20 protein-coding genes are annotated in these 25,873 nt (G+C 66.8%); 16 read left to right on the top strand and 4 right to left on the bottom strand.

The annotated features are described in order from the left end of the window. Positions 1–76: 76 nt before the first annotated feature. Positions 77–2,701 (top strand): bifunctional lysylphosphatidylglycerol flippase/synthetase MprF, encoded by a 2,625-nt coding sequence (locus tag AB4Y91_RS07490; RefSeq protein WP_441417802.1) that lies wholly within the window; start codon positions 77–79, stop codon positions 2,699–2,701. A 555-nt stretch (positions 2,702–3,256) separates the two neighbouring features. Further along, on the top strand, positions 3,257–5,614 hold the full coding sequence (locus tag AB4Y91_RS07485; protein WP_441417801.1) for a bifunctional lysylphosphatidylglycerol flippase/synthetase MprF: 2,358 nt from the start codon (positions 3,257–3,259) through the stop codon (positions 5,612–5,614). Here AB4Y91_RS07485 and AB4Y91_RS07480 read toward each other — a convergent pair. Further along, positions 5,587–7,338, bottom strand: coding sequence for an exo-alpha-sialidase (locus AB4Y91_RS07480; protein ID WP_441417800.1), 1,752 nt, complete (start codon positions 7,336–7,338; stop codon positions 5,587–5,589). The two genes, AB4Y91_RS07485 and AB4Y91_RS07480, sit on opposite strands and share 28 nt — an antisense overlap. 255 nt (positions 7,339–7,593) lie before the next feature. On the opposite strand from AB4Y91_RS07480, the gene AB4Y91_RS07475 reads away from it, so the two are divergent. Further along, positions 7,594–8,358, top strand: coding sequence for an SGNH/GDSL hydrolase family protein (locus AB4Y91_RS07475; RefSeq protein ID WP_441417887.1), 765 nt, complete (start codon positions 7,594–7,596; stop codon positions 8,356–8,358). A 99-nt stretch (positions 8,359–8,457) separates the two neighbouring features. On the opposite strand, the gene AB4Y91_RS07470 is transcribed toward AB4Y91_RS07475, so the two are convergent. Continuing rightward, positions 8,458–9,783: an alpha/beta hydrolase-fold protein gene (locus AB4Y91_RS07470; protein ID WP_441417799.1), complete on the bottom strand. Its 1,326-nt coding sequence runs from the start codon at positions 9,781–9,783 to the stop codon at positions 8,458–8,460. Positions 9,784–9,845: 62 nt separating this feature from the next. After that, positions 9,846–10,781, bottom strand: coding sequence for an aldo/keto reductase (locus AB4Y91_RS07465; RefSeq protein ID WP_441417798.1), 936 nt, complete (start codon positions 10,779–10,781; stop codon positions 9,846–9,848). 51 nt (positions 10,782–10,832) lie between these two features. On the opposite strand from AB4Y91_RS07465, the gene AB4Y91_RS07460 reads away from it, so the two are divergent. Continuing rightward, the gene (locus AB4Y91_RS07460; protein WP_441417797.1) at positions 10,833–11,666 is read left to right on the top strand and encodes an undecaprenyl-diphosphate phosphatase; all 834 of its coding nucleotides are present in this window, start codon (positions 10,833–10,835) and stop codon (positions 11,664–11,666) included. 15 nt (positions 11,667–11,681) lie between these two features. Beyond that, positions 11,682–12,965, top strand: coding sequence for a cysteine--1-D-myo-inosityl 2-amino-2-deoxy-alpha-D-glucopyranoside ligase (gene mshC, locus AB4Y91_RS07455; RefSeq protein WP_441417796.1), 1,284 nt, complete (start codon positions 11,682–11,684; stop codon positions 12,963–12,965). Between the two features lie 115 nt (positions 12,966–13,080). Here mshC and AB4Y91_RS07450 read toward each other — a convergent pair whose 3' ends face one another. Continuing rightward, positions 13,081–13,986 (bottom strand): PAC2 family protein, encoded by a 906-nt coding sequence (locus tag AB4Y91_RS07450; protein WP_175323659.1) that lies wholly within the window; start codon positions 13,984–13,986, stop codon positions 13,081–13,083. A 121-nt stretch (positions 13,987–14,107) separates the two neighbouring features. Between AB4Y91_RS07450 and AB4Y91_RS07445 the strand changes: the two genes are divergently transcribed. The 11 genes from AB4Y91_RS07445 to AB4Y91_RS07395 all read left to right on the top strand — a co-directional run bounded on the left by AB4Y91_RS07445 (position 14,108) and on the right by AB4Y91_RS07395 (position 25,701). Further along, positions 14,108–14,887 (top strand): HAD family hydrolase, encoded by a 780-nt coding sequence (locus tag AB4Y91_RS07445; RefSeq protein ID WP_441417795.1) that lies wholly within the window; start codon positions 14,108–14,110, stop codon positions 14,885–14,887. Further along, positions 14,880–16,100 carry a site-2 protease family protein gene (locus tag AB4Y91_RS07440; protein WP_441417794.1) on the top strand — a complete coding sequence of 407 codons (1,221 nt, stop codon included), beginning with the start codon at positions 14,880–14,882 and terminating at the stop codon, positions 16,098–16,100. Before AB4Y91_RS07445 ends, AB4Y91_RS07440 begins: the two co-directional genes overlap by 8 nt. A 99-nt stretch (positions 16,101–16,199) precedes the next feature. Next, positions 16,200–17,339: a tRNA (adenine-N1)-methyltransferase gene (locus AB4Y91_RS07435; protein WP_441417793.1), complete on the top strand. Its 1,140-nt coding sequence runs from the start codon at positions 16,200–16,202 to the stop codon at positions 17,337–17,339. Between the two features lie 81 nt (positions 17,340–17,420). Next, complete coding sequence (arc, locus tag AB4Y91_RS07430; protein ID WP_441417886.1) at positions 17,421–19,235, top strand: proteasome ATPase; 1,815 nt, start codon at positions 17,421–17,423, stop codon at positions 19,233–19,235. A 47-nt stretch (positions 19,236–19,282) separates the two neighbouring features. Then, positions 19,283–20,893: a depupylase/deamidase Dop gene (gene dop / locus AB4Y91_RS07425; RefSeq protein WP_441417885.1), complete on the top strand. Its 1,611-nt coding sequence runs from the start codon at positions 19,283–19,285 to the stop codon at positions 20,891–20,893. Between the two features lie 111 nt (positions 20,894–21,004). Beyond that, on the top strand, positions 21,005–21,205 hold the full coding sequence (locus AB4Y91_RS07420) for a ubiquitin-like protein Pup (protein WP_146337557.1): 201 nt from the start codon (positions 21,005–21,007) through the stop codon (positions 21,203–21,205). 110 nt (positions 21,206–21,315) lie between these two features. Then, a complete protein-coding gene (prcB, locus tag AB4Y91_RS07415) occupies positions 21,316–22,143 on the top strand; it encodes a proteasome subunit beta (RefSeq protein ID WP_441417792.1) in 828 nt (275 codons plus the stop codon). Between the two features lies 1 nt (position 22,144). After that, positions 22,145–22,852, top strand: a complete 708-nt coding sequence (gene prcA / locus AB4Y91_RS07410; RefSeq protein ID WP_175323655.1) for a proteasome subunit alpha — start codon at positions 22,145–22,147, stop codon at positions 22,850–22,852. Between the two features lies 1 nt (position 22,853). Further along, positions 22,854–24,218, top strand: coding sequence for a Pup--protein ligase (gene pafA / locus AB4Y91_RS07405; protein WP_441417791.1), 1,365 nt, complete (start codon positions 22,854–22,856; stop codon positions 24,216–24,218). A gap of 112 nt (positions 24,219–24,330) precedes the next feature. After that, a complete protein-coding gene (locus AB4Y91_RS07400; RefSeq protein WP_441417790.1) occupies positions 24,331–25,266 on the top strand; it encodes an FKBP-type peptidyl-prolyl cis-trans isomerase in 936 nt (311 codons plus the stop codon). Positions 25,267–25,305: 39 nt separating this feature from the next. Next, a complete protein-coding gene (locus AB4Y91_RS07395) occupies positions 25,306–25,701 on the top strand; it encodes an FKBP-type peptidyl-prolyl cis-trans isomerase (RefSeq protein WP_441417789.1) in 396 nt (131 codons plus the stop codon). Positions 25,702–25,873 lie beyond the last annotated feature (172 nt).

Raw genomic sequence — 25,873 nt, 5'->3', positions numbered from 1 at the left:
CTGTTCGAGTCCGCAAAGGCTCGGAACGCCCTAAGACGTTCTATGTCCCGGGTTGGCCCGATGTCGGAGGTTGTTGTTGCCTGCACCACGGCGCAGCGTCGGCCTGTCGGAGGCCGGCGTTGACGAAGTCCCCTCGGCCGACCGCGCTGCCGCAGACGCCCCGGCCCGTTCCCCTGCGCGCTGGTCGACCGTCTGGCGGAGCCTCCCGGGCCGGTTGCTAAGGCGGCTCGGCCGGAGCATCATCAGGATCCCCTTGGCGCTGGCCATGGCTGTGCTGTTGTGGACGGTTGGACTTGTCACAGGCTCGGTGTCGTCAGGGCCACCGGCGCCGCTGGGCGCGGCCGTCTCGGCAGGTCCGGACCAGCTGATGGGCGGCCAGTGGTTGTCCATGTTCACCTCCGTGTTCTTCCCCGGCCCTTTTGCTTCCTACGTATTGGCGACCGCCGTCGTCCTGGGGTGCGTCGGTCTGGCCGAAGTAACGATTGGCGTTGGCCGGACCGCCGTGGCGTTCGTCGTCGGGCACCTCGGCGCACTGCTGTTGTACTTTGCGGTGGTCGAACTCGGAACGGCCATGGGCAGCGAATGGCTGTCCACGCTCCGCCATCCGGGCCCAATGGGGCCGTTTGCCGGGTCGCTGGCCGCCGTCCTGGCGGCGAGTCCGCGGATCAGCGCCCTCTGGCGCCGGAGGATCCGATCCGTCAGCATCGCCGTAACCGTAATGCTCCTGCTATATATCGGGCATCCGCAAAACCTGGACAGCGTGCTCGGTGTGGCATGCGGACTCGGGATCGGCGCCCTGATTGGCGGCCGGCACGGCTCCGCCCACTACATCCGCTCCACGAGCCGCGAAGTCAGGGCACTGCTGTCAATGGTCGTCGCGGTCTTCGCGGCCGGCCCGGTCCTTGCCAGCCTGGCGAAGGCACCCTCGGGGCCGCTCGCTGTGCTCAGGAACCTGATTGTCAACCCGATCCCCACCATCAACGATCTCCAGGCGAGCTGCTCGGCCGCCGTCGACCTTTCCTGCCTCCAGATCATCCACAGCCCCGGGTTGCGCGGCCCTGGCGGTGAGGCCCTGTCCCTGGTGCCCCTCGTGCTGCTGCTGGTGTGCGCGGAAGGGCTGCGCCGGGGAAACCGGGCTGCCCTCTGGGTGGCAATTTCCGTCCATCTGGTGATCGGCGTCCTTTCGGCCATCTACCTGCAGCTCTTCGCCCAGTTCGGGACATCCGTGCGGAGCGGGTCGCGGGTGCTCTCGGTGGACTCGGGGATCGCGGAGGTCCTCCCGGTTATGCTGGTGCCTCTGCTCATAGCCGCCGCGCTGTTTGCGGCGCGGCGGCACTTCAACGTCGACGCCGATCCGGTTCTGGGGCGTCGGTCACTTATCCTGCTGGCCGGCGTCTTCGCGGTTTTCGTCACGGGCTATGTGGTGGCATGGTTTGCCGAGGATAACTACCACCACCGGGCCGGCCTGCTGGCCCTTCTGGCCACCCTGCCGAGGATGTTCCTTCCCTACCCTTTTTCCTTCCGGTATTCCGTGTCGGTGTACCCGCACGGCGTATGGTCGCCGCTGATCTTCAGCTACGGCGGCGCCGTGTTCTGGCTCGTCTGCCTGATGAGCATCCTCGCCATGTTCGTCAGCCGCAAGCTCCGGGACCTCCGCGCAGACAGCGGGATCTCGCTGGCCCGACGGCTGGTGCGCCAGGGCGGGGGATCACTGTCCTGGATGGCACTCTGGCCCAACAACCGGTACTGGTTCAACGAGGCGGAGACCGTCGGTGTCGCCTACCAGCTCCACTACAACGTGGCCTTGACGGTGGGCGGACCATTCGGCGCGTCCGCCGACTTCGAGAGGGCCGTTGAGGGGTTCACCGCCTTCTGCGCCGAGCAGTCGCTTTCACCGTGCTGGTATTCCGTCACTGATGAACACTGGAACCTGCTGCGCGGGCTCGGATTCAGCCGCGTGCGGGTGGCCGAGGAGACCCTGCTGCCGCTGGGCAACATTGAGTTCAAGGGCAAGGAATGGCAGGGGGTCCGCACCGCCCTCAACAAAGCCCGGAGGCTCTCCGTCGAGGCCCGGTGGAGTACCTACGGCGAGCTGTCCGGACCACTGCGGACTCAGGTCCACGAAATCTCGGAAGAGTGGGTTTCCGAGAAGACGTTGCCGGAAATGGGATTCACGCTGGGCGGCGTTGAGGAACTCAAGGACGAAAACGTGTTGCTGTGCCTGGCCGTGGATGACGCCGGCAAGGTCCACGGCGTCACCAGCTGGCTTCCGGTGTTCACAGCCGGCGTCGTCACCGGCCGGACGCTCGATTTCATGCGGCGGAGTCCGGACGGCTTCAAGGGCGTGATGGAATTCCTGATTGCCTCGGCCGTACTGCATTTTGACGGAACGATGGAGGAAATTTCCCTGTCCGGGTCGCCTCTGGCGCCGGTACCACGTGGTGATCCGGCGCGCGAGCCGTCCGACGGCGCCGCGGTCGGCCGCTTCCTGGACTGGCTGGGCGGGGCCCTGGAACCGGCGTACGGTTTCCGGTCGCTCGCTGCCTTCAAACAGCGCTTCCACCCGCGGCACCGCACGCTGTACATGATGTATCACGACCCCCTGGCGTTGCCGGTAATTGGACGCGCGCTGACCGAGGCCTACATGCCCACCATGTCCATCCGGCACACGGCCAGGCTGCTGCGGGGCGTCATCGGATGAGCGCCGCGGCCGAAGCAGCCGCCGGAGCGTAGCATCCACGTAGCACCTGAGTGGCGCCCTGTACATCCGCCCCAAAAAAGCGAGTATTGCCTACTCCCGAAGTGCCGCCCGAAGGGGAATATGCTTCAGGCGTGCCGTAGCCGTGCCGCTGAGCCGGGCTACGCTGCCGCACTGGAAGTGACGGGTGACATGAAGCCTACGAGCAGCACACCGGTCCGCCCCGACGGACGTGTGAAGCGGCAGGCAGGAGCACATCGGGCCCAGCCGCTGCCGCGGTACGGCTTGCGTCGAATACCGCTGACCTGGCTGCTTATCGTTCTCTTGTGGTCCGCCGGAGCCGCCACGGGATCCCTGGTTTCCGGCCCCCCGCAGGCCCTCGGTCCGTTCGTTGCCATCGGCCCCGACACCCTGACACGGGGTGAATGGGGACCCGCTCTTGCCAGCCTGCTGTTTCCCGGCGGCGTTGCGTCCTATGTCCTGGCCACTGTGGTGCTTCTCCTGTGTGTCGGGTTTGCCGAAACCACGCTGGGAAGCGGCCGGGCTTTGGCCGCCGTAATGGCCGGCCACCTTGCAGCCGTCTTCCTGTTCGTAGGGAGTGTGGCGGCCGGCGACGAGCTCGGCAGCAGCTGGCTGAGCTCCATGCAGCACCCGGCCCTGGCGGGTCCGTTCGCCGGCTCCCTGGCTGCCGTAATGGCTGCGAGTCCCGGAATCAGTCCCTTGTGGCGTCGCCGCCTGCGGTCACTCGGCCTTGCCGTGACCATCATGCTCCTGCTGTACGTAGGTCACCCCCAGAACGTGCTCGCATTTTTGGGGGTGCTCAGCGGCCTGGCAAGCGGCTGGGCCGCTGCCACAGCCAGGTCCAGGGCCGCCGCCAAGGCCACCACCCGACGTGCCGCGAACGGCGCCGCTTCGCGCGCGAACGTTGTATACCCGCCGGGCGCGGTGTGGACCGGCCGCGACGTTCGCTCGACGCTGGCCATGACCGTGGCAGTATTCGCCGCCGGCCCGGTGCTGGCCGGGCTGTCCCAGGCGCCTATCGGCCCCCTTGCCGCTCTCCGGAACCTGATTGTCAATCCGGTGCCCACCCTGGGCGAGCTCCAGAGCGACTGCGCCGCAGCCGTGAATGCGGGCTGCTCCCAGATCATGCACAGTCCCGGCTTGCACGGCCCCGGCGGCGCCGCCCTCTCCGTGGTTCCCTTGCTCCTGCTGCTGGCATGTGCGGAGGGGCTGCGCCGGGGGAGCCGGGTAGCGTTGTGGATAGCCACGGTTGCCCATCTCGCCGTCGGCGTGCTCTCTGCTATCTACCTACAGCTATTTGCCCACTTTGGCGTCTACGTCAGGAACGGGAGCCGCAGGATTCCTGTCGACTCGGGCATCGTGGAGATCCTGCCGGTGGTACTGGTGCCACTGCTGATCGCCACCGCGCTGTTTTTCAACCGGCGCCATTTTCCCGTGGACACGGATCCCGCGCTCGGACGCCGCGCACTGGTCTTGGTGCCCGGCATCTTTGCCGCATTTGTCGCCCTCTACGTCCTCGCGTGGTTCGCAGAGGGAAACAACCGGCACCGCGCCGGCCTCCTGTCGTTGGGAACAACCCTGCCTCGGATGTTCCTGCCGTATCCCTTTTCCTTCAAGTATTCCGTCTCGGTGCACCCTCGCGGCTATTGGTCGTCGTTGATTTTCAGTTACGGCGGAGCAGCTTTTTGGCTGATCTGCCTGGCCGCCGTCCTGGTCATCTTTACCAAGCGGCGCCTCTGGGACCACCGGGTAGACGATCACCGCTCCCTGGCCCGGCGCCTGGTGTTCCAGGGCGGCGGCTCGCTGTCCTGGATGGCGTTGTGGCCCAACAACAGCTACTGGTTTAACCGTGCGGGAACGGTGGGAATCGCCTACCAACTGCATCACGGCATCGCCCTGACGGCAGGAGGTCCGTTCGGGAGGGAGTGCGACTTCGCCGACGCCGTCCGCGAATTCACGGGGTACTGTGCCGAGCAGTCCCTGACGCCGTGTTGGTACTCCGTCGCCGACGCCCACTGGGCAGAACTCAGGTCGCTGGGCTTCAGGGGCATGGAGGTAGCCCAGGAGACGGTGCTTCCCTTGACTGGAATCGATTTCCGCGGCAGGGAGTGGCAAAGCGTCCGCACCGCCATGAATAAAGCCCGAAGGCTCGGAATTACTGCCCACTGGGGCGTCTACAGCGGGCTCCCTGACGGACTGCGGAGCCAGGTCCACGATATTTCGGAGCGGTGGGCCTACTCCCGGGCACTCCCGGAAATGGGTTTCACCCTCGGGGGTGTGGAGCAACTCAAGGACGACCATGTGCTGCTCTGCCTCGCCGTAGATCCTGAGGGCGCGGTCCTCGGTGTCACCAGCTGGCTGCCGGTCTTCCGCAACGGGGAAGTGGTCAGCCGCACCCTGGATTTCATGAGGCGCCGCGAGGACTGTTTTAACGGTGTCATGGAGTTCCTGATCGCATCGGCGGTGCTCCACTTTAAGGACAGCATGGCCGAGATTTCGTTGTCCGGTTCACCCTTGGTTCCCGCGACGGCGCTGGTGCCCCGCCAGGCGGAAGTCTTTCCCTCTGCGGGGGCCGGGCTGCCCGGCAAAGGCGCCACAGTGGCGGACGACGGCGGGACGGCGGGCCGCGTCCTGCGCTGGCTCGGCGACGTGCTTGAGCCGGTCTACGGATTCCGGTCCTTGGCGGCCTTCAAGCAACGCTTCCAGCCCCAGCACCGGACCCTCTTCATCCTGTACCAGGATCCGTTGGCGCTGCCGCTGATCGGCCGCGCCCTTGCCGAGGCGTACCTGCCTAACTGGTCTGTGCGCCATACGGCGCGGCTGATCCGTGATATCACCGGCCCTCAGCCTGCGCGCAGGCCCGCGAGTTATGGCGAGATTGCCCTGAAGAAGTGACCCGCCTTCTGATCTGTCCAGATGCCTGGCCGTTTTTCCGGCCTTGGCCCGGGATGCCGGGTGACCGATACGGGGACCTTAGCGTCCATGTGTCCTTCTGCAGTGGTGAACTCGGCGTGGCCCTTGGTGGTCTTGCCCCTCGCCGTGACCGGTGCGGTCACGCGGACGGTTACGGTCGCGGACTGTCCGGCAGGGAGGTCTGGAACGGTCGCCTCCGTCGCGGTCCAGCCGGCGCGAAGCGACAAGGAGAGAGTGCCGCGCGAGAAAGCTTGGTCACCGCGGTTCGTCACGGTCAAGGTGAGATCGGCCGAGCCGCCGGGCGGCACGGCAACGGCGTCGGCCGAGAGGGTCCCGCACAACGGCCCGAGCCACCGGGCGTCGAACGTGTTGAAGGTGATTGCGTCATTCGTACCCTCATAGAGGACACCGAACTGCCCGTTCCCGAGTGCTGTCACGGTTGAGTAGCTAGTTGGCAGGCCGGGCGCGAAAGCACGTGAAGTACTCCAGGTCGCCCCGTCGTCGCACGAATAGCGGATCGTGCCGTCCCTGCGGGCGAACGGAGGGTGGTCGGCGTTGGAGAAGAGGAGCTTCCGTGCATCGGCCGAGCCCTCGGGCGCGTCCGGGAACATACGCGTGATCGAACCGTTGTTGCGTGGGTCGGTGAGCGTGGTGTTATAGGTGACGGCGCCGTAGGTCTCGCCGCCGTCGTGCGAAACCGCGACCCGCCTACCGCCGCCGCCTGCATTGTCACGGGAGTTGAGCATCACGTCGCCGTTGGATAGCTCGACGACTTTGTTCTCGTTCATCTTGTTGCCCGCTGGTTTTCCCATATGCCAGCTCCTGCCATGGTCATCGGAGTAGACAGAGTAGGCCTGGATCCGCTTCGAGCCGTCCGCCTGGATGATCTTGCCGGCAAACTGCTGAATGAGCCGGCCCTTGTGGGGCCCGTACTGGAGTTGTATTCCCTCACCTGAGGATGCGAACTGACCGACGATGCCGCCCACGTTGGCCACCCCGTTGACCGTGGTTCCCACCGGCTTCACAGCGCTCGTGATGAGGGGCCCTGCGAAGGCCGAGTACCTGGAGTCCGGGGCGTAGGAGGACGTCATCGGCAGCGCTGGCCGGTTCGCCGGCTCCGTTGACCAGGTCTGGCCGCCGTCGGTCGAGACGGAGACCTCGGAACTGATGACACGCCTGTCGGCGTCGTTGTTACCGAGTCTGCTGCTGCCGAAGCCCGCGTCCTTCGAGTAGACGTGGAAATTGAAGATCGTGCCGGTTTGCCGGTCCACGACGTAGCTGGGGTCGCTGAAGCCATAACGCGGGACGCCAGGCCCGGCGACCTGACCGCGCGCAATGAATGTTGGCGCACCCCAGGTCTTCCCGCCATCGGTGCTGCGCCTCTGGATGATTGAGTTGGGCGCGGGCGAGTCGCCACCATCCGGGCGGCCGTCGTATGCAGCGAGAACGACGCCGTTGCCTGGACTCGCTAGCCCGACGATGCGGTAGGACCTACCGAGGACGGGGTCGATGGCGCTGTCGCCGTTGGACGCGAGGACTTGAGCGCTGAAGTGGCCGGCGGTAGCGTTATCGCCTTCCTCGATCCCGCTGCCGGGAACGCAATGGTCGCAGGTGGCGAGCACGACGGCACTAAGGATGCAGGCGGTGAGTTTTGCGAATGTTGTCCCTGCGCGCCTTAGAGGGTGCAACTGTCCACGGCTGTTCATGGTCTTTCAGTTCCTCGTTTTCCATCAGCAGAGGAAGCTGGGGATCCCACAACGTACAGAGGACGGCCATCGCTGTCTAGAGGCCAACGGAAAAGGATCGCGTCTCCAGGAGATTGGGACGCTACGCCCGGACGGCATCACACATCTCCATCCCGAACTCGGCTCGACCGGCCGGGACGCGGGTGACTCCACAAGGTAAAAGCCACGCCGATTTCCGCCGACGATTTCCCGTGCTGATATCGTGGGCCCTTGGTCATGACCGCCTCACGTTTGCAGGACAGCTTCTTGAAACCAACCTCACGGCGAAAAGCCCTCATCCTCCTGGCGCTCGGATCAATCGGAGTCAGTGCCGCGGCTGCCGCGCCCGCGGCCTTCCCCGGGGCGGACCAGGCGTCCGGCTCCACGCTGCCCTCGGCATCGGAATCCGGCACAAAGCGTCCGTCGACAGCTCAGGTAGTGATCATCGGTGACTCGCTCAGCACTGGTCACGGAACGAGCCCGGACATGGCGTGGCCGAAGCTGCTGCAGGATGACACCAGGGGAGGACTGCATCCTCTCTCGATCGTCAACGCCGCAACGGACGGGAGCGGCTATGTGCGCAGCGGGGACGGGGGCAGCACCTTCCTGTCCCAAGTCGACGCAAGCGTTCAGAAGAAGACGCGGCTGGTCCTCGTTTTCGGGTCGGAGAACGACATGGGAACCAGCGGCGTCCAGTTGAAAGAGGCCGTCGCCGCCACTATTACTGAGATCCGGGCTAAGGCCCCGGACGCCAGAGTCGTGCTGGTAGGGCCACCCTCCTATACCGACGAGCCGGAATCTGCCCGGCTCCAGGTTCGTGATCAGGCCCGCGCCGCCGCAACGGCTGCAGACGCCGTCTTTGTCGACCCTATCCAGGAGCAGTGGATCATGGGGCGGGCAGGAGAGCTGATCGGACCGGACGGCGACCACCCCAGTGTGCGGGGCCAGCACTACCTCCAGAAAAATATGGAGAAGATCATTTTCGGCAATCTTCCGGGATAACTTATCGGAAGCGCATGCCTGTGCCTGCTCCTTGGGAAGGCCGTCGGCCGGAGTCTACGCCGCACCGCTGGATCGATCTTTCGACGCCGCGCCGGAAGCTTAGCCCGTAACCCCAAGGCGGCCCATCAGCCAGTCCATGTTATTTTCCAACCCGTACTTCCAGGCCGTCCAAGCGTGTCCGCCGGGCGCCTCCTGGAACTGGACATTGATGCCGGCTTTCTTCATCGCCTGGTAGACCTGGACTCCCTGGGCCCGGAAGAACGGATCGCCGGCGCCGACGGTGACGATGCCGGCGGTGTCCGGGTACTTGCGTGTCTTGATGACGTCGAGCGCGTTCTGCTTCTTGAACTCGGCTGCGCTGCCGCCGAAGTACTGCTGCAGGAGCACTTGGTGGCCCTGCCGAATCGTCGGCTGGTTCTCACCCGAGCTGTCGATGAACGTGGGATAGACCTCTGGGTAGTTCATGGCCAGCTGCATGGCGCAGGTCCCGCCGTAGGAGAACCCTCCGATGGCCCACTGGCGGCTGGAGTGCCTGCCGGCTCCGAAAGTGGCCTTGACCCAGTTAGGCACGTCCTCGCTCAGGTAACGTCCGGCCTGGCCCTGTTTGGTGTTCATACACAGCGGCGGGTAGTTGGCCCACTTTGCCCCGGCGTCGGGCATCACGATGATCGGCGCCAGCCCCTTGTGTTCGGATGCGTACTCGTCCATGAACTCGGCAATCCTGCCGTTCCGAAGCCAATCCACCGGTTCGCCCGGGACCCCGTGGATCAGAACCAGCACCGGGAGATCCGCCCGCGGTGCGGCGAGATACGCCGGGGGAAGGTATACAAAGGCCGTTGAGGACACCTCGTGGGAGATCGGAGCCGGGATGAAGGCCCGGACGACTGTTCCCTGATCCGGCATATTCTCCGGCGGCGTCCAGTCGGCCAGCGTGGTGGGCGGCTCGCTCGGCTTGACGTCCGGCACCGGGTCTCCTCGTTCCTGGCTCTTGAACTGATCCAAGGTTTCCATCTTGACGCCGGTGTCTCCGAAGACCGATCCCAGGGTGGGGTAGTACTCGAAGTTCTGGTTGATCAGCGATCCCGACGCCAGGACAACGACCAGCGCCGCCGGCAACACGGCGATGCGCGCCGGCAGCCGACGGAGGTCCCGGATCTTGGGCACCACAAGGAGCAAGGCGAGGATACCGAGGCCCGCGTAGGCATAGACACGCTTAGGCAGCGGGGACCCCCACAAGTTCCACACCGGCTCGCACAACACCCAAATAATGGCGCTCAGGAGGCCGGCGGCCAGTACTGCGGCCGGCACCCAGCGGGACAGATGGCGCCGCCGACCCCAAATAAGCCAGATGAGGGCCGCGGCGGCCAGAATGTAGAGAACCACGGGCACGACGCCAGTAGTAATAGCGAGGTTCTGCAGGTTCATGGCCTAAGACTAAGGCTCAAAACCGGGAATCCGCCCGGAAACAACCGAAAAGCTACCCCGGATCAGGCCGGGCTGGAGACATCCTCCAACGCTGCGGCAATCTCCGGCGGCAACGGCGTCAGCACCGCATCCATGATCTCCTTCAACTGGACCGGCGTCCGGGCACCCACCAACGCGGTGGCCACGCCGTGCTGTGAGAGCAACCAGCTCAGGGACACGTCCAGCGCGGTCCGGCCCAGACCCTTGGCCGCCATCGCCACGGCCTCTACGACGCTGGAGGCGATCCCTTCAAGGTAGGGCTCCACGTAGCCGGCCAGCTTGTGGTGTGCGGCCCGCGAATCGGAGGGAATATGACCGCGGTACTTGCCGGTCAGCACCCCGCGCCCCAGCGCGCCCCACGCCATCAGGCCAAGCCCGGCGTCTTCGATTGCCGGGATCAGCTCGGCTTCGGGCTTTCGCTGCAGCAGCGAGTACTCGGCCTGGCAGGCAACCAGCGGGAAGTCAGCCACCGCGGCGGCCTTGGCGGTCTGCCAGCCGTTGAAGTTGGAGACACCGGCGTAGCGTGCCCGGCCGGAGCGGACTGCGAATTCCAAGGCGGAAAGGGTCTCCTCCAGCGGAACGTTCGGATCCCAGGCCTGGGCGAACCAGATATCCACATAGTCGGTGCCGAGTCGGGCCAGGCTCGCGTCAAGGCCGGACAGCATGCCGTTGCGCGAGGTGTCCACGCTGCGCCGGCCTCCCGAGGTCGTCAACCCGGCTTTAGTGGAGATCACCACTTCGGAGCGGGCCACGACGTCGCCCAGCATGCCGCCCAGCAGGACCTCGGCCCCGCCGCCGGCGTAGGACGCGGCCGTGTCGATCAGCGTGCCGCCGCCGTCGACGAAAGCACGAAGCAGTCCGGCGGCATCCTGTTCATCGGTCTCACCGGCCCACGACATGGTGCCAAGGGAAAGGGACGAGACACGCAACCCACTGTTGCCGACATAACGCTGCTGCATGCCTGCAAGCTTACGATGCTTCGGAACCTCCATAACGTAGGGTCTATAAACGTGAACTGGTTAGAAGCGGCCTTTCTGGGCCTTGTGCAGGGACTGACAGAATTCCTCCCGATTTCCTCGAGCGCCCATCTGCGGATCGTGGGGGCGTTCCTGCCCAACGCCGCGGACCCTGGCGCGGCTTTCACCGCCATCACCCAGCTGGGTACCGAGACGGCGGTGATCGTCTACTTCTGGCGGGACATTGTGCGGATCGTCAAGGCCTGGTTCGGCTCGCTGACTGGCAAGGTCTCACGGCAGGATCCGGACGCACGGATGGGCTGGCTCGTGATTCTGGGCAGCCTGCCGATCATCGTCCTTGGCTTGCTCTTCCAGGACCAGATCGAATCGGTGCTCCGCAGCCTCTGGATCGTCGCCACCACCCTGATCGTCTTCGGCATGATCCTCGCCGTGGCGGACGCCGTCGGCCGCCAGGAACGTGACCTCACCAAGCTCAGCTACAAGCACGGCATTTTCTATGGCCTCGCCCAGGCGATGGCGCTGATCCCCGGGGTGTCACGCTCCGGCGGCACGATCACGGCCGGCCTGCTCATGGGGTACACCCGTGAGGCCGCCGCCCGCTACTCCTTCCTGCTCGCAATCCCCGCCGTCTTCGGCAGCGGCCTGTACCAGCTCTACAAGGTGGTCTCGAAGGACGGCATCACCGGCCCTTACGGCCTGCCCGAAACCGCCCTCGCCACCGCGATCGCCTTCGTGGTGGGCTACGTGATCATCGGCTGGTTCCTCAGGTACGTCTCCACCCGCAGCTACCGGCTCTTCGTCTGGTACCGCATTTTGCTGGGCCTCGCGCTGTACCTGTTGCTCGGTTTCAATGTCATCAGCGCCTAGCACTAGGCTTGGGGTGTGAAATCCTGGATCTCCCGCCCTGTTCCCCAGCTGCCGGGCAGCATGCCCGCGCTGCGTCTTTTCGATACCGCCAAGGGCGGCCTCGCCACCCTTGAAGCGACGGGGGAGCAGTCCATGTACGTCTGCGGGATCACCCCGTATGACGCCACCCACATGGGCCACGCGGCGAGTTACGTGGCCTTTGACCTGCTCAACCGGGCGTGGCGTGACGGCCGCCAGCAGGTCGCCTATGTCCAGAACGTGACCGACGTCGACGACCCCCTGCTGGAGCGCGCGACTGCCACCGGGGTGGACTGGCGGGAACTCGCCGCCAGCCAGATTGAGCTGTTCCAGACCGACATGGAAGCCCTGAACGTGCTGGCGCCGGATAACTACGTGGGCGCCGTGGAGGCCATCCCGCTGATCGTCCCGGCTATCGAGTCGCTCGTGCAGCGCGGCCTGGCCTACCGGGTGTCCGGCACCCCCGGCGAGCCCGACGGAGATGTCTACTACGACGTCGAGGCGGCCGGAAAGCACTCGGCCGAAGCGCAGGACGCGTGGACGCTGGGATCCATCTCGGGCCTGTCCGATGCCGAGATGCTTGAACTCTTCGCCGAGCGCGGCGGCGACCCCGGCCGGGCCGGGAAACGCCAGGCGCTTGATCCGCTGCTCTGGCGCGTGGCCCGTGACGGCGAACCCAGCTGGCCCGGCGGCGAACTGGGGGAGGGGCGCCCCGGCTGGCACATCGAATGTACCGTCATTGCGCAGAAATACCTGCCCGCTCCGTTCACCGTGCAGGGCGGCGGGTCCGACCTGGTCTTCCCGCACCACGAAATGGGAGCCGGCCATGCCTACTCCCTGACCGGGGTGCCGCTGGCCAAGCACTTCGCGCACGCCGGCATGGTGGGACTCGACGGCGAAAAGATGAGCAAGTCCAAGGGCAACCTCGTGCTCGTCTCCAAGCTGCGCGCCGCCGGCGAAGACCCTGCCGCGATCCGGCTGGCAATCCTGGCCCACCACTACCGCAGCGACTGGTCCTGGACGGATGAGGGCTTCACCGAGGCCAAGGACCGGCTCCGGACCTGGCGTGCCGCCGTCGAACTCGCACCGGCGGGTTCTGCCGGGCCGCTCCTCGCAGAGATGCGGGCCGCGCTCTCTGACGACCTCAACGCCCCGCACGCCCTCGAGGCCGTGGACGCATGGGCGTCTGCAGCGCTGGCAGCCGGAGCGGGTACTGGTTCCGCGGCTGAGGCTGCACTGGTGGGCGACGCCGTCGACGCACTGCTCGGCGTCGAACTCTAGACCTCACGAACCGCCAAAAGGCCGGCGACGCAAAAAAAACGCTGGCGACACCCGGATTCCGGCGTCGCCAGCGCTTTTGCGTCGCGCCGGGAAGCAAGCGCGTCGGCCCCGAGGTCTAGGGCTTGTCCTTGCCGCGGCGCTTGAGGTAGCGCTCGAATTCCCGCGCGATGGACTCGCCGCTGGCCTCGGGTAGGTCTGCGGTGTCTTTCGCCTCCTCCAGCTGGCGGACGTAGGCGGCGATCTCCGGATCCTCTGTTGCGAGTTCGTCCACGCCGCGTTCCCACGCGTCCGAGTCCTCCACCAGCTCCTGCGTGTCGAGCGGGACCTGCAGCAGTTCCTCGATCCGGTGCAGCAGCGCCAGCTGGGCCTTCGGTGAGGGCGCCTGCGCCACGTAGTGTGGCACGGCCGCCCAGAGCGAGACGGTGGGAAGCCCGGCCAGCAGGGCCACCTCGGCGAGCACCCCGACGATCCCTACCGGACCCTCGTACTGGGATGCCTCCAGGTCCATCCGTTCCCGCAGTGCCGCGTCGTCGGTCGAGGCGCTAACCGGGATGGGGCGGCTGTGCGGCACGTCCGCGAGCAGCGCCCCGACCAGGATGACGTAGTCCACCTTCAGCGCCTCGGCGTGCACCAACAGCTCTGCCGTGTAAGCGCGCCATTTGTAAGACGGCTCGGTGCCCTGGACAAAGATGACGTCCACGTTGGAGTCCGGGACGCTGGCTTTAAAGATCCGGGTGGCAGGCCACTTGATCTTCCGTTCGCCGGACGCCGTGCGCCGGATGGTGGGGCGGGTGAACTGGAAGTCGTAATACTCGTCGGCATCAATCGAGCCCACCTTCTTGCCGCCCCAGAGCTTGTTGAGGTAGCGCAGCGCATCGCTCGCCGCTTCACCGGCATCGTTCCAGCCTTCGAAGGCTGCAAGCATCACGGTGACACGCTGGCCCTCGGGCACGGGCTGCAGCAGCCGCTCCGGCTCGGGCGTGACGCCCGTTTCCGTGGTGTCTGGCTCGAAGCTATTCATGTGTTCACCCTACGTCCAAGTCGCAGGCGCGCGCATGGAGGAAAACGCCCCGGGTGCCCTGAAATTCGCCATCGGCGTAGCCTTGGGCGCCCCACACGGCCTGCACCGTAGACTGGAGGGCATGCGATCCCCAGCCTCCCAGCCCCTGCTCAAAGCCGCTTTATGGGACATGGACGGCACGATCGTGGACACCGAACGGTACTGGATTGAAGCCGAACACGCCCTGGTGGCCGCCCACGGCGGACAGTGGTCGCACGAGAAGGCCATGCAGCTCGTGGGCCAGTCGCTGGTCTATTCGGCCGGCATCCTGCAGGAAGCCGGCGTGGCGCTGGAAGTGCGCGAAATCATCGACACCCTCACCGGGCATGTCGTCAGCCTGGTCCGGGAGTCCGTGCCGTGGCGCCCCGGCGCACGCGAACTGCTGGAGGAACTGCACACGTCGGGCGTCCGCTGCGCCCTCGTGACCATGTCCGAGGCGCCCCTGGCCCGCGAGATCGTGGCCAGCCTGCCCAAACCCTATTTCGAGTTCCTGGTCACCGGGGACACCGTCACGCAGGGCAAGCCGCATCCCGAGGCGTACCTGAAAGCCGTGGAACTCCTGCAGCAGCGCGACCCCGAGCTGGACCACCGTCACTGCGTGGCCCTTGAAGACTCGGGGCCGGGGGTCGCGGCGGCCGTGGCTTCCGGCGTCGTCACGGTGGCGATTCCGCACATCGTCCCGCTCCCGCACGATCCGCGGCGCGCGACCTGGGACACCCTGGCCGGACGCACGGTCGCCGACCTGGAGGAGCTGCTCGGCCTCCGGCACGAATTTACCGGAGCCGGTCTGCGGCTGTCCGCCGGCGAACTGGAGAACTCCGGGCTGGAAAGCGCGGCAAGCGGAGGCCGTCGCCTTGACTGAGCCGTCGCCGCAGAAGCCGCCGGAGACCGGGGACCGCCCCTTTTCGCTCCGTGGCGGAATCCCGCTGGGCCGGATCGCCGGCATTCCCTTGGTGCTTGCCTACTCTTGGTTCGCCATCGCCGCTTTCACCGTGATCGCCTACGGACCCGTGCTCGAGCACAACGACCCCCGCCTCGGCATCACCGCCTATCTCGTGGCGTTCGCCTACTCAGTGCTGCTGCTGATCTCGGTGCTCGTCCACGAACTGGCCCACGCGCTCACCGCCCGGCTCTACCACTGGCCCACCCGCAAGATCGTCCTCAACCTCTGGGGCGGCCACACCCAGTTCGAAGAGTTCACCGCCTCGCCGGGCAGATCCGTGCTGGTCGCCCTGGCCGGACCAGCCGCGAACCTGGTGCTCGCCGCCGGCGGCTGGCTGTTGCTCTCCGGCGGGCAGCTGGACGGCGTCGCGGACACCCTGGCGAACATCTTTGTCTGGGCCAACCTGCTGATCGGCATCTTCAATGTGCTGCCCGGCCTGCCGCTGGACGGGGGCCGGCTGGTGGAATCGACGGTCTGGAAGGTCACCGGCAGCCACGAGAAGGGCACCATTGCGGCCGGCTGGGCCGGCCGCATCATCGTGATCGCACTGGCAGTCTGGTTTGTTGCACTCCCGCTCCTAAGCGGCAACCGCCCGGATACCTCCCTCATGCTCATCACCCTGCTGGTTGGCAGCTTCCTCTGGATGGGTGCCACCGCCTCCATCCAGCAAGCCCGGTACCGGAGCCGGCTGCACCTGGTCGACGCCGCGGCCCTCGCCGAGCCGGCGCTCGGGCTGCCCGACACCGCCACCGTCCTGGACGTGCTGCGGCACTCGCCGCAGGGTGTCCCCGCCGTCGTGCTCTTCGGCCAGGACGCGCGCCCGTCGGCCGTCGTCGACGAAACGGCAGCAGCGGCCGTTCCGCCCGCGCTGGCCGCCACGACCCCGGCAACCGCCGCCGCCTATCCGCTCGCCGCGGGTGCGTACGTCAAGGAAACTGACCGGGGAGCCGAACTGCTGGCATACCTTGCCCAGATCGAAGGTTCGGACTATGCGGTGGTCAACGACGCCGGCACCGTCACCGGACTGTTGCGCCAGCTGACCGTGCTGAACGCCCTGACCGGGAAGCAGCCGAGCGGCACCCCCGGCTCACAGACCGGGGGCGAAGGCCGGAATCAGGACCAGACCCGGTAGAGTTACCTGCCGGTCGTGAATTCTCCGGCCCACGAACACGGGCCGGTGCCCGCCGCCCATCCGCGGCCACCGCAGCTTTACAGGAGCGAGGAACATCTCATGAGCAGCGACACTGCCGCCAACGCCACCCCCAGCGGGGACAGCACAGCCGCCGACAGCATTTCGGCGCCAGCCGCCGAAACTGCCAATGTAACAGCCACCGAAACAGCACCCGGCACTGCGCCCGGCACTGCGCCCGGCACTGCGCCGGTCGGCGCCAACCGGCGCCGCGGTCCGTTCCGCGAGGGCGAGCGGGTGCAGCTCACGGACGAACGCGGCCGGATGAACACCATCAGCCTCGAGGCCGGCGGGGCCTTCCACACGCACCGCGGCTTCCTCAACCACGACGAGATCATCGGCAAGCCGGACGGCTCGGTCGTGGTGAACAACGTCGGCCAGCAGTACCAGACCTTGCGCCCGCTGCTCTCGGACTTCGTGCTCTCGATGCCGCGCGGCGCGGCCGTGGTGTATCCCAAGGACGCCGGCCAGATCGTCACCATGGCCGACATTTTTCCGGGCGCACGCGTGGTCGAGGCCGGCGTCGGCTCCGGCGCACTGTCCATCTCGCTGCTGCGCGCGGTGGGGGACAACGGCTACCTGCACTCCTTCGAACGCCGTGCGGAATTCGCCGACATCGCCCGCGGCAACGTCGAAACGATCTTCGGCGGCCCGCACCCGGCGTGGCAGATCACCCTGGGCGACTTCCAGGAGGAAGTTGTGCGGACCGAGGCGCCGGGATCCGTGGACCGGGTGGTCCTGGATATGCTGGCGCCCTGGGAATGCCTCGACGCCGTGGCCACCGTGCTGGCTCCCGGCGGCGTGTGGATCAACTATGTCGCGACTGTTACGCAGCTGTCACGGACCGCCGAGGCCATCCGCGCCGACGGCCGCTTCACCGAGCCGGATGCCTGGGAATCCATGGTCCGCGGCTGGCACCTCGAGGGCCTCGCCGTGCGCCCGGACCACCGGATGGTAGCCCACACCGGCTTCCTGCTGGTCACCCGCCGGCTGGCCGACGGCGTCACCGGCATCTCCGTGAAGCGCCGGCCGTCCAAGACCGAGTTCGACGCCGAGGATGTCAACGCCTGGACCCCCGGGGCAGTCGGCGAACGCGCGGTCTCGGACAAGAAGCTGCGCCGGGCCGCCCGCGACGCGATCGCCGGAACTAACGTCAAGGACACCCCCGAGGTTACGAACTAGTCCGTATTTCGGAAGTCTTCAGCAGCACCCGCCGAGTTGGGGCTATGGTCTTAATAGAAGTACGGAAGGGGCTGATGCATGATGGAGACTCCCAACAACGACCACGGCCGGACGCCGGCGGAGGACGAGGCCCAGGCGGCTGCCGCTGCCGGAGGGACTGAACCGGCGGGGGCATCCGACGTCGACCGGTATGCAGCCAATGAGCTATCGGTTGCCGAACGCCAGGTCAATATCCTGCGGGACAAGCTCCGCCACATCGACCGCCAGCTCGCGGCCGCCACGCAGAACAACTCCAAGCTCGTGGGCATGCTGGAAACGGCCAAGGCCGAGATCCTGCGGTTGAAGAACGCCCTGGACCAGGAGGGCCAGCCGCCCTACAGCTTCGGCACCGTCCTGCAGCTAAACCCGAAGCGACGCCCCGAACCCGGCAGCAGCGGGCAGGCCGACACGGAGGAGTCCGTGGACATCTTCAACGCCGGCCGCAAGATGCGGGTGGGCATCAGCCCGCTTGTGAACATCAACCAACTTGCCGTCGGGCAGGAAGTCCTGCTCAACGAGGCGCTGCTGGTGGTGGCCGGGCTTGGCTACGAGCGGGCCGGAGACCTGGTCACGCTCAAGGAACTGCTGGGATCGGACCGCGCCCTCGTTGTGGGCCGCGCGGACGAGGAACGGGTGATCCGGCTCTCCGGCGCCCTGCTGGCGCAGAAGCTCCGGGTCGGCGACGCCCTCTCGATCGACAGCCGCACCGGCTACGCCCTGGAGAAGATTCCCCGTTCCGAAGTGGAAAACCTCGTCCTCGAAGAAGTCCCGGACATCACCTACCAGGACATCGGCGGACTGGGCCCGCAGATCGAACAGATCCGCGACGCCGTCGAACTGCCGTTCCTGCACCCGGACCTGTACCGGGAGCACGGGCTCAAGGCACCCAAGGGCATCCTGCTCTACGGGCCGCCGGGCTGCGGCAAGACCCTCATCGCCAAGGCCGTGGCCAACTCGCTGGCCGCCCGGGCCGCCGAACGCGCCGGCAAGACGGACATGAAGAGCTACTTCCTGAACATCAAGGGACCGGAACTGCTGGACAAGTACGTCGGTGAGACCGAACGGCACATCCGGCTGATCTTCGCCCGGGCCCGCGAGAAGGCCTCCGAGGGCAGCCCCGTGGTGGTGTTCTTCGACGAGATGGATTCGCTGTTCCGCACCCGTGGCACCGGCATCTCCTCGGACGTCGAGACGACCATCGTGCCGCAGCTGCTCAGCGAGATCGACGGCGTGGAGCGGCTGGACAACGTGATCGTGATCGGCGCCTCCAACCGCGAGGACATGATCGATCCGGCGATCCTGCGCCCGGGCAGGCTGGACGTGAAGGTCAAGATCCAGCGTCCCGATGCCGAGGCCGCCGCGGACATCTTCAACAAATACATCACCACGGACCTGCCCTTCCACGAGCAGGACCTCGCCGAGCACAACGGCGACGTGCAGGCGACGGTGGATGCCATGATCCAGCGCACGGTAGAGGCCATGTACTCCACCGAGAAGTCCAACGAGTACCTCGAGGTGACCTACGCCAACGGGGACACCGAAATGCTGTACTTCAAGGACTTCAACTCCGGCGCCGTGGTGCAGAACGTCGTGGACCGCGCCAAGAAGTCCGCGATCAAGGACCTGCTCACCTCCGGGCAGAAGGGCCTGCGCATCGACCACCTGCTCCGCGCCGTCATTGATGAGTTCCGCGAGCATGAGGACATGCCCAACACCACCAACCCGGACGACTGGGCCAGGATTTCCGGCAAGAAGGGCGAACGCATCACATACATCCGCACCATCGTCCAAGGCAAGGCCGGCCAGGAACCCGGCAAATCCATCGAGACGATGCCGAGCACGGGCCAATACCTGTGACCGCCGGACCTTCAGCGGTTTCAGGGGGGCTGCCCGCCGGCGGCGCCATGCGGGTGATGGGCTCCGAGACCGAATACGGTATCCACGCGCCCTCCGCCCCGGGGGCCAACGCCACTATGATGTCCGCCCGGGTCATCCAAGCCTACGCCCTGGTGACCCGGCAACGCGCAGCTGGCGGCGCCGAAACCCGCTGGGACTACACCGACGAAGAGCCGCTGCACGACGCCCGGGGCTGGACCCTGGAGCGCAGCGAGGCGGAACCGGAACAACTCACCGACCGGCCACCGGCCCTGGACGCGGAGGCGATCGCGCTTGCCTACGGCCGCGCGGAGCTGGACCACGACGGCGAGGACGAGTCCGGTTCGCTGCTCATGAACATGGTGCTGGGCAACGGCGCGCGGCTCTACGTGGACCACGCCCACCCGGAATACTCGAGCCCGGAAGTCACCAACCCCCGCGATGCCGTCACCTGGGACGCCGCCGGGGACCTCGTGGCTCTGGCCGCGGTCCGCCGGCTGGCCGCGGACCCGGAACTGCCGCCGATCAACCTGTACAAGAACAACACGGACAACAAATCCGTATCGTACGGCTCGCACGAAAACTACCTGATGCCCCGCTCGGTCCCGTTCGGCGAAATAGCCCGGGGGCTGACACCGTTCTTTGTCACCCGGCAGATCATGTGCGGCGCCGGCCGCGTCGGCCTGGGCCAGGACAGCTCCCGGCCCGGCTACCAAATCAGCCAGCGGGCGGACTTTTTCGAGACCGAGGTCGGCCTCGAAACCACCATCCGGCGACCCATCATCAACACCCGGGATGAACCGCACGCGACCGCGGACAAATACCGCCGGCTGCACGTCATCATCGGCGATGCGAACCTCAGCCAGGGAGCCAACTTCCTGAAGTTCGGCAGCACCGCCATGGTCCTGAGCCTCATCGAGGCCGGCCTGGCGCCCCGCATCGAGGTCCACGAACCGGTGGCGGCCCTGCAGGCCGTCAGCCACGACACCTCCCTGACCGCGACCCTGCGCCTGCTCGACGGGCGCCGCGTCACTGCCCTGGACCTGCAGTGGATGTACTTCGAGGCTGCCGCCAAGCTCGCCCAGGATACCGGTGTGGCGGACGCCGTCGACGGCGACGGCCACACCCACGCCGTGCTCGAGCGCTGGTCGGCGACCCTTACCGCGCTGGACAGCGACCGGGCCGCCGCCGCGTCGACAGTCGAATGGCTGGCCAAGCTCTCGCTGCTGGAGGGCTACCGCCAGCGCGACGGGCTGGAATGGTCGGACGCCCGGCTGGGGCTCGTGGACCTGCAGTGGGCGGACATCCGCCCCGAGAAGGGGCTCTACCACCGGCTGCTGGCCCGCGACCGGATGCAGCGGATCGTCGACGACGAAGCGATCGCCCGTGCGGTGACGGAGCCGCCGTCGGACACCCGGGCTTTCTTCCGCGGCCGCTGCGTCAGCCGCTTCGGCACCGACCTGGTTGGCGCCAGCTGGGACTCGGTGATCTTCGACCTGCCGGGGCGCGGCAAGCTGCAGCGGGTCCCCACCCGCGAACCGCTGCGCGGCACGGAGGCCCTGACCGGAGGACTCTTCGCCCGGCACCGCGAGGCCGCGCCGTTCCTTGCGGAGTTGCTCGGGTTGCCCCCGGGTTCGTAGGCCCAAAGACCCCCCGCAGGGGACCAGGGCGTGGCAAGATTGCTTACAGGATGTCCTGTGCAGGATGGGGCAGCCGGTGGGATTAAACAGTGGGATCAGAAGGAGAATACGATGGCAGGCCAGGAGCAGCAGCAGCCGCAGTCCCGCGACACTGAGGTCGAGGAGGACATCCCCGCACCTCCCGCGGCACCCGAGGCCCAGGCCTCTGCCGCGACCCAGGGCGTGGACGATCTGCTCGATGAGATCGACGGCGTGCTGGAGTCAAACGCCGAGGAGTTCGTCAGGGCCTTCGTCCAGAAGGGCGGCCAGTAGCCCCCCGGCCGCCGGCTGGTCGCGGACACTACTGGAGGAGAACCGGAACTGAGGAGACACAGGGCTGAGGGCCGGAAGTCGTTGATCCACTACGTTGAGGGAGTGCACCAGTGCAGGAAACATCAGCCAACCAGGTAGCAGCGAACGCGACGTCCTCATTCACGGAGCACCTGCAGCGTTCACGGCCCGAACTGCTGCCCTACAACGCCCTCCAACACGGCTTACCAGCTGGACCTGCAACCGCGCCGCTCCAGACCCCGCACGCAACCACGATCGTGGCCCTGACCTACGCCGGGGGAGTGCTGATGGCCGGTGACCGCCGCGCGACGATGGGCAACGTGATCGCCAGCCGGCACATCGAGAAGGTGTTCCCCGCGGACCAGTATTCTGTGCTCGGCATCGCCGGGACTGCCGGCATCGCGCTCGATATCACCCGGCTGTTCCAGGTGGAGCTGGAACATTACGAAAAAATCGAAGGAACGCAGCTGAGCCTGGACGGCAAGGCCAACCGGCTCGGTGCCATGATCCGCGGAAACCTTCCCATGGCGATGCAGGGCCTCGCCGTGGTCCCGCTGTTTGCCGGCTTTGACCGGCCCGCCGGCGTCGGCCGCCTGTTCTCCTACGACGTCACCGGCGGCCGCTACGAGGAGCAGGAGCACCACACCGTCGGTTCGGGCTCCATGTTCGCCCGCGGCGCGCTGAAGAAGCTCTGGCGGCCCAACCTCTCCGAAGCCGACGCCGTCCAGGTGGCCGTCGAAGCCCTGTACGACGCGGCCGACGACGACTCCGCCACGGGCGGTCCGGACCCCGTCCGGCAACTCTGGCCCGTGGTCTACACCGTCAGCCGCTCCGGTGCAGTGCGCGTCCCGGAGCGCGAACTTGCGGCGGTGGCCGGCGCCATCATCGAGTCACGGGCCGTAGCCCAGCGGGAGGCCTGAGATGACCCAGCAGTTCTATGTCTCGCCCGAACAGCTGATGAAGGACCGGGCGGACTTCGCCCGGAAAGGCATCGCGCGGGGACGTTCTGTGGTGGTCATCAGTTGCCGGGACGGGATCGCCCTGGTCGCGGAAAACCCCTCGCCGTCGCTGCACAAGATCGGCGAAATCTACGACAAGATCGCCTTCGCCGCCGTCGGCAAGTACAACGAGTTCGAAAGCCTGCGCCAGGCCGGGGTGCGCTACGCGGACGTCCGCGGCTACTCCTACGACCGCGAGGACGTCACGGCCCGGGGCCTGGCGAGCGTCTATGCGCAAAGCCTCGGCGCCGTCTTCACCGCCGAGCAGAAGCCCTTTGAAGTGGAACTGGCCGTGACGGAGGTCGGGGACAGCCAGGACCTGGACCACCTCTACCGGCTGACCTTCGACGGGTCCATCGCCGACGAACAGGGATTCATCGTGATGGGCGGCCAGGCCGACAAGGTGTCCGAAGCCGTTGCGGCCGGCTGGCGCAGCGAACTCGACTTCGCCGGCGCCATCCGGCTGGCCCTGGCCGGACTGGTAGCGGACAAGGAAACCGACGCACTGCCGGCGTCGGCCGTGGAGGTGGCCGTGCTGGACCGCGGCTCCGAGAGCAGCCGCGGCACCCGCCGCGCTTTCCGCCGCCTCGACGACGCCGACGTCGTGGCACTGCTGGCTGAGGAGAACTGAAATGGACAAGCGCATCTTCGGTATCGAAACCGAATTCGGAATTTCCTATTCGAGCCCGGAGTCCCGCCCGCTCGCGCCGGAGGAAGTGGCCCGGTACCTCTTCCGAAAGGTGGTCAGCTGGGGGAGGTCCTCCAATGTGTTCCTCACCAACGGCTCACGGCTCTACCTCGACGTCGGTTCACACCCTGAGTACGCGACCGCCGAGTGCGACGACCTGGCCCAGCTCATCGCCCATGACCGGGCGGGCGAGCTGATCCTGGACGACCTCGTGGACGAGGCGCAGGAGCGCCTTGCGGCCGAAGGGTTCAACGGCACCGTGTACCTGTTCAAGAACAACACCGACTCGGCGGGCAACTCCTACGGCAGCCACGAGAATTACCTGATTCCGCGCCGCGGGGAGTTTTCCCGGCTGGCGGAAATCCTGATCCCGTTCCTCGTGACCCGCCAGTTGATCGCCGGCGCGGGAAAGATCCTGAAGACCCCGCACGGCGCCACCTACGCCTTCTCCCAGCGCGCGGACCACATCTGGGAGGGGGTCTCCTCCGCCACGACCCGGTCCCGGCCGATCATCAACACCCGCGACGAGCCGCACGCCGACGCCGAGTTCTACCGGCGGCTGCATGTGATCGTCGGGGACTCGAACATGTCCGAGACCACGGCCCTGCTCAAAGTCGGCACCGTGGACCTGATCCTGCGGATGATCGAGGCCGGCGTGATCATGCGCGACATGCGGATGGAAAACCCGATCCGCAGCATCCGGGAGATCTCCCACGACCTCAGCGGCCGCGCGGTGGTACGCCTCGCTAACGGCCGGCAGCTCACGGCCCTTGAGATCCAGCGCGAGTACCTGAACAAAGTGACCGAATTCGTGGCGGACCGCGGCGCCCACAACCCGCACGTCCCGCTCATCCTGGACCTGTGGGAACGGACCCTTGACGCGATCGAAAGCGGAAACACGAGCACGATCGACACCGAAGTTGACTGGGCCATCAAGAAGAAGCTGATGGACAACTACCGCGAGCGGCACGGCCTGGAACTCGACGCGCCGCGGATCGCCCAACTGGACCTCACCTACCACGACATTTCACGCAGCCGCGGTCTCTTCTACCTGCTCCAGGCCCGCGGCGCGGCACGGCGGGTCGTCGACGACACCGCAGTGAAGGATGCCGTCGACGCGCCGCCGCAGACCACCCGGGCCAAACTGCGCGGCGACTTCGTCCGCCGGGCGCAGGAACTGGGCCGTGACTACACGGTGGACTGGGTCCATTTGAAGCTGAACGACCGCGCCCACCAGACCATTTTGTGCAAGGATCCCTTCCGCAGCGTGGACGACCGGGTGGACGCCCTGCTGGACTCTATGGGCTGATACCCAGCTTTCCGCGTTATTCTGGGGAAGGTGCCGTTTCACGGCCACCGCATGCTTTGCCGCTGGCAACCGTCCGGCGAAGCGTCCATCCTGCCCCGACGAAAGTTCTTACGTGCGCCGACTATTAGCAATTCTCCTCCCCGGACTGCTGCTGCTCACCGCTTGTGGTGGCGGCCAGCCTGCCGCCCCGGAGCCCACCAGCCAGTCCGCCGGCGAGACCGCGAAGCTGGACTCCCTGAAACTGACCGAGAACGGCGACAAGAAGGCCCCCGGCGTCGAGTTCACCAAGCCGCTTGAGGTCAAGGACCCGACCATCAAGGTGGTCAAGGACGGCGACGGCGAACGCGTCAAGGCCAACCAGGTCGCGGACATTTCCATCGTCGCCTTCAACGGCAAGGACGGCTCCACCCTTGAGGACACCTTCCCGAAGGACCCCGAGAAGCTCGAGCTGAACGATGAACTCAAGGCCGGCAGCGCGGTCATCTACAACGCCTTCGTCGGCGCCAAGGTCGGCTCCCATCTGGCCCTGGCCGTGCCGGGCAAGGCAGCCAGCGCCGAAGGCGGCGCGGCCCAGCCGTCGCAGCTGCTGGTCATCAAGATCCTCGCCGCGAAGGACGCTCCCAAGGTCCTGGACAAGCCCGAGGGCGACGCCGTGACCCCGCCGGCCGGCCTGCCCACCGTGAAGGAAAACGACAAGGGCGTTCCGGAGATCTCGGTCAAGGGCGTGGCCGCTCCCAAGGCCCTCATTTCCCAGGACCTGATCACGGGCAAGGGCCAGGCGGTCAAGGAATCCGACACCGTCACCGTCAACTACGTTGGCGTGGCGCTGGCCTCGGGCAAGGTCTTCGACTCCAGCTTCACCAGCGGTAAGAAGGCCACGTTCCCGCTCAATGGCGTCATCAAGGGCTGGACGCAGGGCCTCGCCGGCAAGACCGTCGGCTCCCGCGTCCTCCTGGTCATCCCGAAGGCCCTCGCCTACGGCGACAAGGGCCAGGGCGACGCCAAGGGCGACCTCGTCTTCGTCGTTGACATCCTCGGCGTCAAGTAAACAACCCCGCTTAAGCAAGCCACCCAAGAAGGAGCAACCATGTCATTTGGACAGCGCAACATCGACCGCCAGAAGCCGGAAATTGACTTCCCGGAGGGCGACGTACCCACCGAGCTCGTCATCACCGACCTGATCGAGGGTGACGGTGCCGAGGCCAAAGCCGGCGACACCGTCTCCACCCACTACGTCGGCGTGGCCTGGTCCACCGGCGAAGAGTTCGACGCCTCCTGGGGCCGGGGCGCACCCCTGGACTTCCGGGTCGGCGTCGGCCAGGTCATCCAGGGCTGGGACCAGGGCCTGCTGGGCATGAAGGTCGGCGGCCGCCGCCGGCTCGAAATCCCCTCCGAAATGGCTTACGGCGCCCGCGGCGCCGGCGGAGCGATCGGCCCCAACGAGGCCCTGATCTTCGTCGTCGACCTCGTCGCCGTCCGCTAATCCCCACCGGCTCCCTGCCCTCGCAAGCTCGGGCCGGGGCCCTCGCCGGCGTGGGCCCACCCACCGGGTCCCTGCCCTCGCAAGCTCGGGCCGGGGCCCTCGCCGGCGTGGGCCCACCCACCGGCCACCGCGAAAGCGCGGTAACAATCGGAAAGTTCTTCCGGTTGTTGCC

Origin of the sequence: Arthrobacter sp. YAF16 (assembly GCF_052113385.1) — a bacterium.
GTDB lineage: Bacteria > Actinomycetota > Actinomycetes > Actinomycetales > Micrococcaceae > Arthrobacter.
The sequence above is the reverse complement of the archived record's forward strand: the minus strand, read 5'-3'. Positions and strand labels throughout refer to the sequence as shown.

Excerpts from the sequence above, each read along its gene's own strand:
- AB4Y91_RS07450 (WP_175323659.1), bottom strand. The coding sequence starts at position 13,986 with ATGAATAGCTTCGAGCCAGACACCACGGAAACGGGCGTCACGCCCGAG.
- AB4Y91_RS07475 (WP_441417887.1), top strand. The coding sequence starts at position 7,594 with ATGACCGCCTCACGTTTGCAGGACAGCTTCTTGAAACCAACCTCACGG.
- AB4Y91_RS07470 (WP_441417799.1), bottom strand. The coding sequence starts at position 9,783 with ATGAACCTGCAGAACCTCGCTATTACTACTGGCGTCGTGCCCGTGGTT.
- prcA (WP_175323655.1), top strand. The coding sequence starts at position 22,145 with ATGACCCAGCAGTTCTATGTCTCGCCCGAACAGCTGATGAAGGACCGG.
- AB4Y91_RS07395 (WP_441417789.1), top strand. The coding sequence starts at position 25,306 with ATGTCATTTGGACAGCGCAACATCGACCGCCAGAAGCCGGAAATTGAC.
- AB4Y91_RS07465 (WP_441417798.1), bottom strand. The coding sequence starts at position 10,781 with ATGCAGCAGCGTTATGTCGGCAACAGTGGGTTGCGTGTCTCGTCCCTT.
- dop (WP_441417885.1), top strand. The coding sequence starts at position 19,283 with ATGCGGGTGATGGGCTCCGAGACCGAATACGGTATCCACGCGCCCTCC.
- pafA (WP_441417791.1), top strand. The coding sequence starts at position 22,854 with ATGGACAAGCGCATCTTCGGTATCGAAACCGAATTCGGAATTTCCTAT.
- AB4Y91_RS07485 (WP_441417801.1), top strand. The coding sequence starts at position 3,257 with ATGGCCGGCCACCTTGCAGCCGTCTTCCTGTTCGTAGGGAGTGTGGCG.
- AB4Y91_RS07445 (WP_441417795.1), top strand. The coding sequence starts at position 14,108 with ATGCGATCCCCAGCCTCCCAGCCCCTGCTCAAAGCCGCTTTATGGGAC.
- arc (WP_441417886.1), top strand. The coding sequence starts at position 17,421 with ATGGAGACTCCCAACAACGACCACGGCCGGACGCCGGCGGAGGACGAG.
- AB4Y91_RS07435 (WP_441417793.1), top strand. The coding sequence starts at position 16,200 with ATGAGCAGCGACACTGCCGCCAACGCCACCCCCAGCGGGGACAGCACA.
- AB4Y91_RS07480 (WP_441417800.1), bottom strand. The coding sequence starts at position 7,338 with ATGAACAGCCGTGGACAGTTGCACCCTCTAAGGCGCGCAGGGACAACA.
- AB4Y91_RS07420 (WP_146337557.1), top strand. The coding sequence starts at position 21,005 with ATGGCAGGCCAGGAGCAGCAGCAGCCGCAGTCCCGCGACACTGAGGTC.